The sequence below is a fragment of the Lactobacillus sp. B4015 genome, assembly GCF_026536055.1.
Lineage (GTDB): Bacteria > Bacillota > Bacilli > Lactobacillales > Lactobacillaceae > Lactobacillus > Lactobacillus panisapium.
This window is the reverse complement of the sequence record NZ_JAFNOY010000012.1, coordinates 35,252-49,260: the sequence shown is the minus strand read 5'-3', so window position 1 is coordinate 49,260 and position 14,009 is coordinate 35,252. Positions and strand designations below refer to the sequence as shown.

Genomic DNA, 14,009 nt, shown 5'->3' with positions numbered 1-14,009 from the left:
TAACTATTCTAACCGATCAAGCACTTCTGCTATCCCGTCATGATTGTTATCAGATGTTACATCAGTAAAATGACACTTTAAGTCCGCAGGTGCGTTCCCCATTATGATTGGGTGACCAACGGCTTTTAGCATTGGCTCATCATTATAATTATCGCCAAAAGCCCAGCAATTTTTCAAATCAACATTGAACTCCTCGGCTAGTATTTTAACGCCTTCACCTTTAGAAACGTCTTTAACCATTATTTCTAATAAATTAGGTGCAGATTTCACTATTACAAGTTCTGGATACTTACTGCTTAACTCCCTTTGTTCTTCAGTCAGCTGTTCAGGATTTCCTAGTAACAGCACTTTATGAACGCCTTTAAGCTCTTGAATTTGTGTAATTGAACTTGCTTTAGCCTTGACCTTCACGATTTGTTCTTCTTGCTTTATTAAATCACTATTATTTCCTGGGAAATAATACCAATCATAGCCACTATATACACTCCAAGTAGTTTGATTTTGCTTTTCTTCGATATAAGTGCAGATTTCTGCTGCCTGCTTTGCTGTCATATATTTCGAACATAATGGCCGTCCCATTTCGTCTAATACGAGTGCACCATTATAAGCAACCATTGGGCAAGTTTTCATAATTTGTCCCGCTGCTGTCATAATTGCTTGGGGCATTCTAGCCGATACCGGTATAAAAACATTGCCATTAATAATTTGTCGCCGGATTGCTTCTTTAGTTTTTGCAGTTACCTCTAATTTAGAATTGATTAATGTTCCATCAATATCTGAAAATAGCAGTTTTGCCATATTTTTTGCCTCTTCATAATTTAGCTTACTTAGTTACTTTTACTAATTTTACCGGTATTTGAATTACCGGGTCAATCTATGCCAAAGCTAAATTTGTTCGAAAATCTTTCCTATATTGTCATTTTTGCTTACTATAATTCGCATTTGCAATTATCCATTCGCGTGCTACACTATAATAGTTGTTAGTTTATAATAAAAACACGAACATTATTTTTGTAGGAGAGATTAGATGAATTTTATCAAGAGCTACTTTCAGCTCGACAAATACAAGACTAGTGTCAAGGTGGAATTTCTAGCCGGTTTGACTACCTTTATCAGTATGTCATACATTTTATTTGTTAACCCTAGTGTCTTAGGAGCTAGTGGGATGGACAAAGGAGCAGTTTTCACTGCGACTGCGATAGCAAGTGCATTGGGAACAGCCTTAATGGGAATAGTTGCCAATTATCCAATTGGTGAGGCTCCCGCTCTCGGAATCAATGCTTTCTTTGCCTATACAGTTTGTATCGGGATGCATGTTTCATGGGAAACAGCACTTGCAGCTGTTTTCGTTGCTTCAATTATCTTTATCCTGATTACGATGTTTAAATTAAGAGAAAAAATCATTAATGCTATTCCAGCAGATTTAAAATTTGCAATTTCTTCCGGAATTGGCCTCTTTATTGCTTTTTTGGGTATGCAAGACGGTGGCATTATTGTTGCTAATAAATCCACATTAGTTGGTCTAGGTTCTCTTCATGATCCTGCAGTTTGGATTACTATTTTTGGTCTGTTAGTAACAGTTATCCTGATGATTTTAAACGTTCCTGGTGCAATTTTCATCGGAATGGTATTAGCTGCTTTGTTTGGTGTAGCCACAGGGCAAATTGCTCTGCCAACCAAAATTATTTCAGTGGCACCAAGCATTGCGCCAACTTTTGGTCAAGCTGTCTTTCACGTTAAAGACATCAACTCACTTCAAATGTGGGTCGTAGTCTTAACCTTCTTATTAGTTACCTTCTTTGATACTGCTGGTACATTAATTGGTTTGGCTCAACAAGCTGGTTTTATGAAAAATAATAAAATGCCACGTGTCGGCAAAGCTTTGGCATCCGATTCCACTGCAATGATGGCCGGTTCTGTTTTAGGAACTTCCCCCGTCGGTGCGTTCGTAGAATCAAGTGCTGGGATTGCCGTTGGTGGTCGAACAGGTTTAACGGCTGTCTTTGTCGCTATCTTCTTCTTAATTTCAATGATTTTTAGTCCGCTATTAGGTCTGTTTAATACGCATGTTACGGCTCCAGCACTAATTATCGTTGGCGTTTTAATGGCACAAAATACCGCCCACATTCACTGGGAAAAGATGGAAATTGCCGTCCCTGCTTTCTTAATCTTAATCGGTATGCCACTAACTTACTCTATTTCAGATGGGCTAGCCTTAGGCTTAATTACTTATCCAATTTGTATGCTTGCAGCTAAAAGAGGTAAGGAAATTACCCCAATGATGTGGGTACTATTCGTAGTCTTCATTATTTTTCTGGCGGTCTTAAACTTCTAAATTTAAAATATAATAAAATAAATATGTTAATTTATTATATTTTGCAATAGATTTAAAGAAGCGTCATGAAGACGTTAGAAAAAATAGACTACCGAAAAATCTATTTTTCTGCTTTTATTTGGACTGGTTTTCTGGTTCACAACACCGATATGACCAGCTGGTGTAACAGCGCAAGCATCGCACATGCTAACAATTTACACTGCAACATTTGTCGGCTGTAGTATATTGCCAATTGCAAGCATTGGGGGCACGTTAATTGGTTTTAAATTAACCATCTGTCATGATTTAGTACCACTTGCAGATAAAGTAGTTGACGGCAATTAGTTGAAAAAGGGGCAATTAACGCCTTCTCTAATACCTCTGCTTGATTAATTGTAATGGTATTTATGATTTCAAGAGAATAGCCAAAACCGGTTTGGGCTAAAGAATCACTTTTTACATCATAAAGTGGTTTGGTCACAAGTCATTAGGCTTAGTCTATGCTATCGGAGCAATCGATTTAATCCTTTCGCCAGCAACTCCTTTTAATGGTGCTAGAACCGGTGGTTTGGTTTATCCATTAATCGAATCATTGGTAATAATTTATGGCTCTAATCCTAACGATCTATCACGAAGAAAAATGGAAGCGTATTTGATTTTCAAGTAAACGTCATTACTTCGTCCCTATTTATGACTGCCTGGGTACCGAACTTAATTGCAGTTGCTTTAGCGGGTAAGGCTGGCGTAACACTAAGCTGGATGCCTTGGCTTACTGCAAGTATCGTTCCCGCAGCGATTTATTTACTCGTAGTTCCTTATTTTGTTTACAAAATTTATCCGCCTGAGATTAAGGAAACACCTAATGCAAAGGAATGGGCTACTAGTAAACTTGCTGAGATGGGTAAGTTAACCTTACCTGAGAAAATGATGGCTATTATCTTCGTAGTCACGTTAGCGCTATGGATGCTTTCAAGTACTTTAGGAATTGACGCAACTTTAATTGCCTTTATTTCTGTTGTTCTCTTATTGTTAACTGGCGTATTGACACCAAAAGATATTCTAAGTGAAACAGGAGCATGGAATATTTTAATTTGGCTGTCTATCTTAGTCTTTATGGCAGAGAAACTAACTCAATTCGGCTTTATCGGTTGGATTTCGACTAGTATTTCTAGCAGCATGAAGGGTGTTAGTTGGTTAACAACTTTAATTATTTTGGCATTAGTACTGTTTTACACGCACTACTTATTTGCTAGTGCAACAGCTCACAACTCAGCAATGTTCTTGCCATTATTAACTGTTGCAATTGCTGCTGGTGCTCCAAAAGTAATGGCTGCACAATTCTTAGCATTATTCCCAGCAATTATGAGATCAACTACACATTACTCTAGTGCCGTTTCATCTGTTTTGGCTTCTGCCGACTATGCTAAACAAAGTGAATGGTGAAAAATGAGTTTTATTTTCGGTATTTTTTATGTTTTGGTCTATGGCGTTATTGGCCTGGATGAAAGTAATCGGAATGTGGTAAGTAAAAAAGTAAGTCTGAAAGGGCTTGCTTTTTTATTTCCCGGGAAATAGTAATTCAAACTGGACTGTGTGTGCTACACTAGTTTAGATAGTTCATTTATAATTAACTTTTTGGAGGAAAAATGACGACACTAGATAAAGTCTTTCATTTAAACGATGCTCATACCACTGTCAAACGTGAGTTAATTGCTGCATTAACCACTTTTGTCAGTCTCTCCTACATCCTTTTTGTTAACCCTAATATTTTACATGCAGCTGGCATTGACAAGGGGGCTGCCTTTACTGTCACGGCAGTTTCCATTGCAATTGGTTGTTTTATCATGGGCCTAGTTGCTAATTATCCTATTGCACTAGCTCCCACACTCGGAAGTGCAGCATTTTTTGCATATAATGTTTGTGGTGGCATGCATATCAATTGGCAAACTGCACTAGCTGCTGTTTTGGTAGCTTCAGTCTTATTTATTTTAATTACGATTTTAAAGCTACGTGAAAAAGTGGTCGATGCTATTCCGCAAGATTTAAAATATGCTATTTCAGCCGGTATCGGCCTCTTCATCGCCTTTATTGGTTTGCAAAACGGCAAATTAATTGTCAACAGCGACTCAAACCTCGTTACTTTAGGCAAATTTAACTCTCCTGCCGTTTGGATCACTCTTTTTGGTTTAACATTAACAGTTATTTTAATGGCAATGAATGTTCCCGGCTCAATTTTTATCGGGATGGTTGTTACGGCTATTTTTGGTATTGTTATTGGCCAAGTGGCGGTACCAAAAGCTATTGTTTCAGCAGCGCCAAGTATCGCACCTACATTTGGTCAAGCCGTCTTTCACTTGAAAGATATTAATACGCCGCAATTATTTATGGTAGTTCTAACCTTTTTATTAGTCACTTTCTTTGATACCGCCGGCACACTTATTGGTATGACCGAACAAGCTGGAATGGTCGATAAAAATGGTAAAATACCTCGTATCGGTAAAGCCTTTGTTTCTGACTCCCTAGCCATGGTTGAAGGAGCGGTTTTAGGTACTGCTCCCCTTGGAACCTCAGTGGAATCAAGTGCTGGGATTGCTATGGGCGGACGGACTGGCTTAACTGCAGTATTTGTAGGTATTTTCTTTTTAATCAGTATGATTTTTAGTCCTTTACTTGCAGTGATTCCAACTACAGTTACCGCTCCCGCTTTAATTATTGTCGGCGTGTTAATGGCGGGCAATTTAAAGAAAATTAACTGGGACAAATTTGAAATTGCCTTTCCGGCATTTCTCACTGTAATTGGTATGCCTCTGACATACAGCATTTCTGATGGTTTGGCACTAGGAATGATTGCTTACCCAATTACAATGCTCGCTTCTAAACAAGCCAAAAAAGTCTCACCGATGATGTACGCATTATTTATCGTCTTTGTCATCTTCTTTTTAGTGACAAATATGTAATCTTTTATAAGCAAAAAATACCGCTTCCAACCAAGTGGTATTTTTTTATTTTGATAATTTGCTAGCAAACCTGTGGGTATACAAAAATTGGACCTAGTAATTTAAAGACATTTTGCAAGAAACCGAAATCTTTGTTATGTTATTATATAATAACTTTGGCGTAAATAAAGGAGATGCAACAAATAGCCCACGATTTAAGCCTTTCGGACTATGATTATGTTAAATAAAAAACATAGAATTAAACAAGATTATAAAAAAGCACCGCTTTCTAAAGTACATTTGCGCGTCATGTTGGCAATTGCTTTAGGACAATTTACCTGTGGCTTTTCACTTGGAATAACTGGAATGGCAATGAATAATGCCAGTAATTATATCGCAATCAGTGATTTATGGACTGGACTAATTGGTGCAGGTGGTTTAATTGGCTTATCAAGTAGTGCTTTTATTGGCCGTTTGTCCGATAAGATTGGGCGCTGTGAACTGTTAATGAGCAACATGTATGTGTTGGCAATTTTATCATTACTTCACCTCACAACTACTAATCTTACCTGGACCTTTCTTATTCGAATTGGCATTGGTTTAATGATGGCAATCGACTATACAGCCGGTAATGCCCTACTGACCGAATGGTTACCTAAAGGAGAAGACAGTAAAAGGCAGAGTCATCTCTTGATTTATTGGGTTCTTGGCTTTATTGCTTCATATCTTACTGGAACCCTCGTAAACGGTTTTGGAGCTCGTACTTGGCAGATCATTTTAGCAGCTGGAGCTGTTCCCGCTACTATTACTGCACTATTTCGGACAATTTTCCCCTTACCGCCATCACCAGGTTGGCTTGCTAATAAAGGTAAAATAAAAATTGCTAATCGAGTAATTGGTAAGATATTAGGACACAAATGGGGTATTTCCAGGCATTTTAAGCGTCCGAAGGAAAATGGTTCAAGTTCCTGGACTATTTTATTCAGTAAAAAATATCTACGAAGAACTATGGTTGGCGGAATCTTTTATGCCTGTCAGACTTTCGCCTTCTTTGGTATCAGTATATTTTTACCAATTTTGCTAAATGGTATGAACATAAGCAACCCACGTGTTTCAGGAAATTTATACAATATTAGTATGCTGTTAGGAATTTTTCTGGGAATCTTTCTTTTCAATCATCTCAGTCGACGCGTATTCTTAATTAGTAACTTTTTGCTATCAACATTTTTAATCGGCCTACTAGCACTGCTGCCAAATGCGCCATCTTCATTTAAGCTTCTACTATTCTCAATTTTCTCAATTATTTTGTCATCGGGTTTGGTTTTAGATTATCCATATCCAACCGAGTTGTTTGACGATAGTGTCCAGGCTAGTGGTGTGGGCACGTGCATTACTATTAGCCGCATTGGTGCCGCAGCTGGAACCTTTTTACTTCCAGTTTTGACCGATGTTGGCGGCGTCAATTTGGCAATGCTTGTTTGCGCCTGCGTATTATTCGCCGCCTTTCTTGTCTGTTTAATTTGGGCACCAGAAACTGCACCACAATATTTAAAAAAGAACAAATAAAAAAGCATGCTGCACTTGCTTTGATTGATATCGTTTTGAAATTGAAATCAACGCAATTAACAGCGTGCTTTTTTAGCCATCATACTTAATTCCTTGGAGTTGCCGCATTTGACTATAAACTCGGCCCCGTTGGTTTGAATCTAGTGCTAGGATCAATGAGTCTCCCGGCTTGATCACGGATTGGCCATTAGGAACGATATAATTACCATCATGATAGATTGCTTTAACCAAGGTATCTTCTGGCCACTTAACTTGGGCAATTGTTTTTTCAGCAAGTTGACTGTCCTCATAGACAGGAACAGTTAGTTGATCCTCCTTACCCGATTTTTGAATAGTAACAGATGCGCCTTGTTCGGCCATTTTTTGGGCTAATATTCCGTATATTGGCTTACCACCTAACAGTTCATCTGTAAGTAAAGCAATAAACGCAACGACTGCAAGCGGCATTAAGTGCAGAAGCGATCCTACCATTTCCGTAATCAGCATTATCGCTGTAAATGGTGCCCGAATTACCGCAGCAAAATAGCCAGCCATCGCAAAAATTATTAAGTTAATTACTAACTTGGCTGGCAAAAGATGAAGCTGAACCATCATTAGACCATAACAGGCACCAATTAAAGCACCCATGGTTAAGACGGGTAAAAAGATTCCACTTGGCAAGCCAGAGTCATATGAAATGATCGAAAATACTATTCTAATGACAAAATAAAGTACAAGTAGTTTTACCATCTGCCAATTATTAATTTTAATCATCTTTGGTAACGCCAAAATTAAGCGATTGCCTGGTCCAGTTATCAGTGGCCAAAAATAGGCAATTGGAATTAAAATTACTAGCGGAATAAGACCATATAACCAGTTAGGCAGAATTTTGATTTTAGCATAAAATTCTTTTCCCTTAAATAAACCGGCTTTGTACAGATGCCCTAAGAGACCTAAGAGCAGTCCCAATACCAATAGGTGTCCGTATAATTGAACAGGAAAAGTATGCCGATAAACTAAAGATAATGCCGGTTTTTGACCAAAGAAATTGGATACGACATAATCTGAAACCAAGGCCCCAGCTAGTGCATTAAGTCCTACACGAGGTGAAAAGTTGTGAAAAACTTCTTCTAATACAAATAAGGCTCCACTAAGTGGTGCACCAAATGCGGCTGCCAGTCCACTTGCGGCACCCGTTGATAGCAATACGCGCTCGTTTGTTTTAGCCTCTTTAGAGGCTTTTGCCATCCCTTGACCGATAGTTGACCCGATCTGAAGTGAAGGCCCCTCAGGCCCCAAAAATAGGCCCGTACTAATGACTAGAATGCCGCCAATCACTTTCCGCCACAAAATCGGCCACCAACTAAGTTGCAATTTACCTGCAAGCTGTAATTTTACTTCAGGAATACCAGATCCCCCAACGTGGGGATATTGCTTAACAAAATAGCCCGCAATCAAGCCAACTGCAGCTAAGCCGATAACAATTGGTAAGAACCATAACCAACTTTGATGAGCCAGATGAAACAACATTAGCCACAAGCTAGACATTTGCTCTATTCCAAACCGGAAAAAGCCAACAACTATTCCACTGCAGAGGCCGACTAGCATTGCCTCTAGCAGCAGCTTAATCTGAATTCTATTATTTTTCATTTCGCACCCACTTTGAACTAGTTTCATCACAGCAAAAAACCAGTCAAAAACTAATTTTAACTGGTTTTTGTTTTGTTACACGTGTAACAGAATTATTTTTCTTCGTACCACTCAGTATGGTAAACTCCATCACGATCATTTCTGAAGTAAGTATGTGCGCCAAAGTAATCACGTTGACCTTGAATTAAATTAGCTGGCAGACTTGGATTAAAAATTGACTCCAAATAGTTAAGTGAAGCACTTAAAGTTGGTGTAGGAATCCCGGCCTTGGTTGCAAGCTCAAGCACTTTACGCAATGCTGGGGTATCCTTCTCCATCAAGTCCTTAAAGTAAGGATCTTGGAACATATTGTCAAGCTTCTTGCCATCAGCAAAAGCTTTTTCAATATCTTTTAACATCGATGAGCGAATAATGCAGCCAGCTTCCCAAGATTGAGCAATTGCAGGATAACGTAATTCCCAATGGTAAGCATCAGCAGCCATTTTTAATTGCTGGAAGCCCTGCGCATATGCAACAGCCTGGCTTAACTGCAATGCTTTTCCTAGGTTTTCGATTAAATCATCTGGAACTTCACCAGTCCAATTAATTTCTTTACCTTCACGCGTAGTAGCCTTTGACATAAACCGACTGATAACTGCTTCGGCTATTACACTAATTGGAACACCTAAATGAACTCCATCTTCTAGCATCCAGTTACCAGTACCCTTATATGAAGCAACGTTTAAAATATGATCAATTACATGATTTGGGGTCAAATCATCTTTTTGCTTCAATACTTCGGAGGTTATCTCACTAAGATAGGCCTTAACTATGCCTTGATTCCAGTCAGCAAAAATTGCGGACATTTCATCATTAGATTTTCCTGCTACTTTACGTAAGATATCGTAAACTTCGGAAAACTCTTGCATGATACCATACTCAATTCCGTTATGTACCATTTTAACGTAATGACCACTGCCTTCAGGACCAATGAAGCTGACACATGGCTGGCCATCATCATTTTTAGCAGCAATTGCTTCTAAAATAGGGGCAACTTCCTTATAAGCTTCTTCATCACCACCTGGCATCAATGCTGGACCATTTAAAGCTCCCTCTTCACCGCCTGAAACACCCATGCCAATAAAATGAATGCCATGCTCTTTCATTTCGTGAAAACGCCGATTAGTATCATGGAAGTTTGAATTTCCACCATCAAGTAAAATATCGCCTTTATCAAGTAATGGTAATAGCTTATGTAAAGTTTCATCAACTGGCTTGCCGGCCATAATTTGAATCAAAATCTTACGTGGTTTCTCTAGAGAATTGACAAATTCTTCCCAAGTATAAGTTGGTTTTAATTTATCATCCTGATATTTGGCAAAAGCATCGACTTCTTTTTTATCAATACTAAAGCCTGAAACGGAGAAGCCACTATTTCTAACATTTAAAGCAAGGTTCTTGCCCATTACGGATAAGCCAATGATTCCGAATTGTTGCATATTTAATCCTCCATCGTACAATTTCATACTCTATTATTATACTTGTACGGTAGCAAAAAAGCGAAACTTTCAAAAAGTTTCGCTTTTCCATTTCTAATAATATTTATTAGTGTGCTGAAGCACCTGAAGTTGTGTCAGGCTCTTCTTCTTCTGGTTCAGGTTCTTCTTCTTCAGCTTCTGAAGCACCTGAAGCAGCATCTTCAACTAAACCATATTTATCAGCAAAGTAGCTGAATGGCTTCAAATCTTCAGCTTGATACTTCTTAACAAATTCAGGGTCATCAAGTGTGTTCAATTCAGTTGAGTAAGGCATGTCATGAGTGAACTTGATGTCGATTAACATTGGTCCATCCATTTGCTTGAATTCCTTAACTGCGTCTTCGAATTCCTTCTTAGTACGTACAGTTACACCCTTAACGTTCATACCTTCAGCAACTTTGGCCCAATCGTTGTTTGGCAAAATAACGCCAGATAATGGTTGGTGTGATTCGTCAACTTGTTCAGCTTCAATGTAGCCTAAAGTATCATTAGTAAAGACAACGTTCAAAATGTGCATGTTGTAACGAGCTTCAGTCAATAATTCTTGATTCATCATTGCAAAGCCACCGTCACCACCTAAGTTCCAAACTTCACGTTCTGGGTGAACAGTTGCAGCAGCAAGAGCAGCAGGGGAGCCAAAGCCCATAGTTGCGTATAATCCAGAGGTTGCCCATGTTTGTTCATCATGCAGATTTACTAAACGCTGGAAATCAATATTGATGTTACCAACATCAATTGCAAATTGTGCATTGTCTGCAGCATATTTATTAATAATATCAAAGATTGGTTCGCGACGAATTGGCATTTCGTCTGAGTCAACAAAACTGTTTTCCCAGTCTTCCCAGTTTTTACGGTCTGCAATGGCAGCCTTGTAAAGTGGTGATTCTTCACGAGCTTTGCCGGCATCGATGATTGCTTGCAAAGTCTTGGCACCATCTGCCAAAATTGGGACATCAACTGCGTGACGCTTACCCAACTTTTCAGAATCTACATCAATTTGAACAACCTTGGCCTTAGGGTCAAAGAAGAAAATTGAAAATGGTGAGTCATTACCAACCCAAATTACAGCATCTGCGTGAGTTTGAATATCGTCACTTGGCTTTGGAGCAACACGACCGATTGAACCCATGTATGCTGGACACTTATCTTCAACAACACCTTTAGCCATAACTGACGACATCAATGGGGTCTTGAATTTTTCAGCGAATTTTTCTAAGACATCGCCATGTCCCTTCATACCTAAGCCAAAGTAAACAACTGGATTTTTAGCTTCTTCAAGAAGCTTAACAGCTGCATCAATCTCTTCTTTCTTAGGAGCTGCATAGTTAGGAATCGCTTCCAATGCATTGTAATTTACACGGAAATTGTCATCAATCTTATCCCAACCAAAGTCCTTAGGTAAGATTAAAACTGCTGGACCCTTCTTAGCATAAGCTTGACGAATAGCTTCATCCATCATTGCAGGGATTTGTTCAGCCCGCTTGATTTGGTGATTCCAAACTGCAACGGGATCAAACCAAGGCTTTTCATCAAATGCTTGGAAAAAGTCCATATCTTGACGACTAGTTGGAACATTAGCAATAATCGCTACCATTGGAACCTTGTCGTATTTAGCATCGTACAAACCATTCATTAAGTGAACAGCACCAGGACCAGCTGAACCAAAGCATACGCCAACTTTGCCAGTAAATTTATATTCAGCTGAAGCTGCCAAAGCTGCAGCTTCTTCATGCCGAACCTCAATATACTTCAATTTACCCTTGAAGTCGTGGATAGCATTCATAGTTGAATCGAATGAACCACCTGGGAAACCATAAATATGATCAATATGCCAGTCCAATAAAACTTGGAGCATAGCATTTGCGCCATTAATTTTTGCCATTTTTAAAGTGCATCTCCTTAAATACATTTACTTACATACTGTATTAAAACATATAATTTCACAATTTCAAGTGAGTAAAATTATTGGTTGGACAGATATGTAAGCGCTTTGTAAAAATATTATTTTCACAAACTTATATCAATAAATAATCACTTTAAGATAAGAGCAATAATTATATTTGTGATTATCTGATCATTAACGTTTATTTTGTGTCTTTTTTGAATTATTTATTTTCAGAAAAAGAATTTTAAATTTTTTCTAAAAGTTACTTTTTGATTTTAGCATAACGACCATTTTGAACGTAAACACTCAAAATCGCCATATCGGCTGGATTTACCCCAGAGATCCGTTCAGCTTGTGCGATCGTCTCAGGTCTAATCTTCTCAAATTTTTCCCGTGCTTCTGTTGCTAAGCCTTCAATTGCTTGGTAATCAATATCAGCTGGTATTTTTTTGGCTTCTTGGCGGTGCAAACGATTAATTTGTTGCTGTTCCTTCTTAATATAGCCGGCATACTTAACATTAATTTCAATCTGCTCCTTAACGTAGCGCTCAGTTGAAATTGTTTCGCCCGTCAGTTTTTCAATATCATCAACTTTAACTCGTGGCCGACGTAAGAATACATCTGCTTTTACACCAGCTTTAAGCTTATCTTCACCAATACTTGCAAGGTATGCCTGCACTTTTTCATCGGGATGAATAGTAATTGTCTTTACAGCATTTTCGGCTTGCTTGATTTGCTCTTTTTTAGCCAAAAACTTCGAGTAGCGCTCTTCCGAAATCAGACCAAGTTGATAACCATAATCCGTTAAACGTAAGTCAGCATTGTCATGACGTAAAATCAGCCGGTATTCCGCCCGTGAAGTCAGCAATCTATATGGCTCTTCTGTTCCCTTCGTTACTAAATCATCAATTAAAACGCCAATATATGCCTCATCGCGACCTAAAGTAAAGCTAGGTCGATTGGAAGCACGTAAAGCTGCATTAATACCAGCAATTAAGCCTTGTCCCGCAGCTTCTTCGTAACCAGAAGTACCGTTCATTTGCCCGGCAGTAAACAGATTCTTAATGTTTTTAGTCTCCAAGGTATGCTTTAACTGCCAAGGATCAATTACGTCATACTCAATCGCATAACCCGGACGCATCAATTCGGCATCTTCTAATCCTGCAACCGTGTGTAGCATTTTTAATTGAATTTCTTCGGGCATTGAAGTTGAAAAATCGCCAACATAAACTTCCTTGGTATTTTTACCTTCCGGCTCAAGAAAAATTTGGTGGCGCGGCTTATCAGCAAAACGCACTACCTTTGTCTCAATTGATGGACAGTAACGTGGACCCACACCTTTAATCTCACCTGAAAACATTGGTGAGCGGGTTAGATTTTCGTTAATAATTTTGTGTGTTCTTTTATTAGTGTACGTCATCCAGCAAGAAACTTGCTCTTTTAGATAGTCCTCATCTTTACTTTCAAAGGAAAAATGACGCGGTATCTGATCGCCTGGCTCCTCTTCCGTTTTAGAGTAGTCAATCGTATTACTATTGACGCGTGGCGGCGTCCCGGTTTTAAAACGACGTAATTTAAAACCCAGTTTTTCCAGATTCTCAGAAAGTTTAATTGCCGGAATAGTATTGTTAGGACCTGAAGAATAATTTAATTCACCAATATAAATGCGACCACGAGCCGAAGTTCCTGTAGTTAACACAACACTTTTGGCATGATACCTGGCACCCGTATTAGTAATTAGTCCTTTACATACACCGTCTTCAACTATTAGTTCATCAACGGTTGCCTGGCGCAATGTCAAATTAGGTGTTTCTTCGATTACGCTCTTCATCTGCTCATGATATTGCCACTTATCAGCTTGCGCACGGAGAGCTTGAACAGCGGGGCCTTTACCCGTATTGAGCATTCTCATTTGAATATAAGTGGCATCAATGTTTTTACCCATTTGACCACCAAGGGCATCAATTTCACGTACTACTGTCCCTTTCGCTGGACCACCAACCGAAGGGTTACAAGGCATAAACGCAACCATATCTAAACTAATTGTTAATAGCAGCGTCTTTTGGCCCATTCTGGCGCTAGCTAAGGCAGCTTCACTACCTGCATGACCTGCACCAACGACGATTACGTCATAATCGTTTGAGTCATAATTCTTAATCATT

9 protein-coding genes and 1 pseudogene are annotated in these 14,009 nt (G+C 38.9%); 5 read left to right on the top strand and 5 right to left on the bottom strand.

Going from position 1 to position 14,009, the window contains the following annotated elements:
- Nucleotides 1-3 precede the first annotated feature (3 nt).
- Nucleotides 4-798 (bottom strand): Cof-type HAD-IIB family hydrolase, encoded by a 795-nt coding sequence (locus J3U71_RS10725; RefSeq protein ID WP_267394257.1) that lies wholly within the window; start codon nt 796-798, stop codon nt 4-6.
- Between the two features lie 229 nt (nt 799-1,027).
- Here J3U71_RS10725 and J3U71_RS10720 point away from each other — a divergent pair, with 229 nt between their 5' ends.
- The 5 genes and pseudogenes from J3U71_RS10720 to J3U71_RS10705 all read left to right on the top strand — a co-directional run bounded on the left by J3U71_RS10720 (nt 1,028) and on the right by J3U71_RS10705 (nt 6,816).
- Nucleotides 1,028-2,335 (top strand): NCS2 family permease, encoded by a 1,308-nt coding sequence (locus tag J3U71_RS10720; protein ID WP_267394255.1) that lies wholly within the window; start codon nt 1,028-1,030, stop codon nt 2,333-2,335.
- Between the two features lie 183 nt (nt 2,336-2,518).
- Nucleotides 2,519-2,659: a hypothetical protein gene (locus J3U71_RS11665; protein ID WP_416381439.1), complete on the top strand. Its 141-nt coding sequence runs from the start codon at nt 2,519-2,521 to the stop codon at nt 2,657-2,659.
- Between the two features lie 103 nt (nt 2,660-2,762).
- A pseudogene (locus tag J3U71_RS10715) lies at nt 2,763-3,757 on the top strand (DASS family sodium-coupled anion symporter).
- Between the two features lie 203 nt (nt 3,758-3,960).
- On the top strand, nt 3,961-5,271 hold the full coding sequence (locus J3U71_RS10710; protein ID WP_103752620.1) for an NCS2 family permease: 1,311 nt from the start codon (nt 3,961-3,963) through the stop codon (nt 5,269-5,271).
- Between the two features lie 210 nt (nt 5,272-5,481).
- Nucleotides 5,482-6,816, top strand: a complete 1,335-nt coding sequence (locus tag J3U71_RS10705) for an MFS transporter (protein ID WP_267394253.1) — start codon at nt 5,482-5,484, stop codon at nt 6,814-6,816.
- 72 nt (nt 6,817-6,888) lie between these two features.
- Here J3U71_RS10705 and J3U71_RS10700 read toward each other — a convergent pair whose 3' ends face one another.
- From J3U71_RS10700 to mnmG, 4 genes are all read right to left on the bottom strand, one after another.
- Entirely contained in the window at nt 6,889-8,445 is a 1,557-nt protein-coding gene (locus tag J3U71_RS10700; RefSeq protein WP_220220405.1) for a ClC family H(+)/Cl(-) exchange transporter, read from the bottom strand.
- A 92-nt stretch (nt 8,446-8,537) separates the two neighbouring features.
- Nucleotides 8,538-9,923, bottom strand: a complete 1,386-nt coding sequence (gene gndA, locus J3U71_RS10695) for an NADP-dependent phosphogluconate dehydrogenase (protein WP_267394251.1) — start codon at nt 9,921-9,923, stop codon at nt 8,538-8,540.
- A gap of 106 nt (nt 9,924-10,029) precedes the next feature.
- Nucleotides 10,030-11,844: a pyruvate oxidase gene (gene spxB, locus J3U71_RS10690; RefSeq protein WP_267394249.1), complete on the bottom strand. Its 1,815-nt coding sequence runs from the start codon at nt 11,842-11,844 to the stop codon at nt 10,030-10,032.
- Between the two features lie 265 nt (nt 11,845-12,109).
- Nucleotides 12,110-14,008, bottom strand: a complete 1,899-nt coding sequence (mnmG, locus tag J3U71_RS10685; protein WP_267394247.1) for a tRNA uridine-5-carboxymethylaminomethyl(34) synthesis enzyme MnmG — start codon at nt 14,006-14,008, stop codon at nt 12,110-12,112.
- Nucleotide 14,009: the final 1 nt, after the last annotated feature.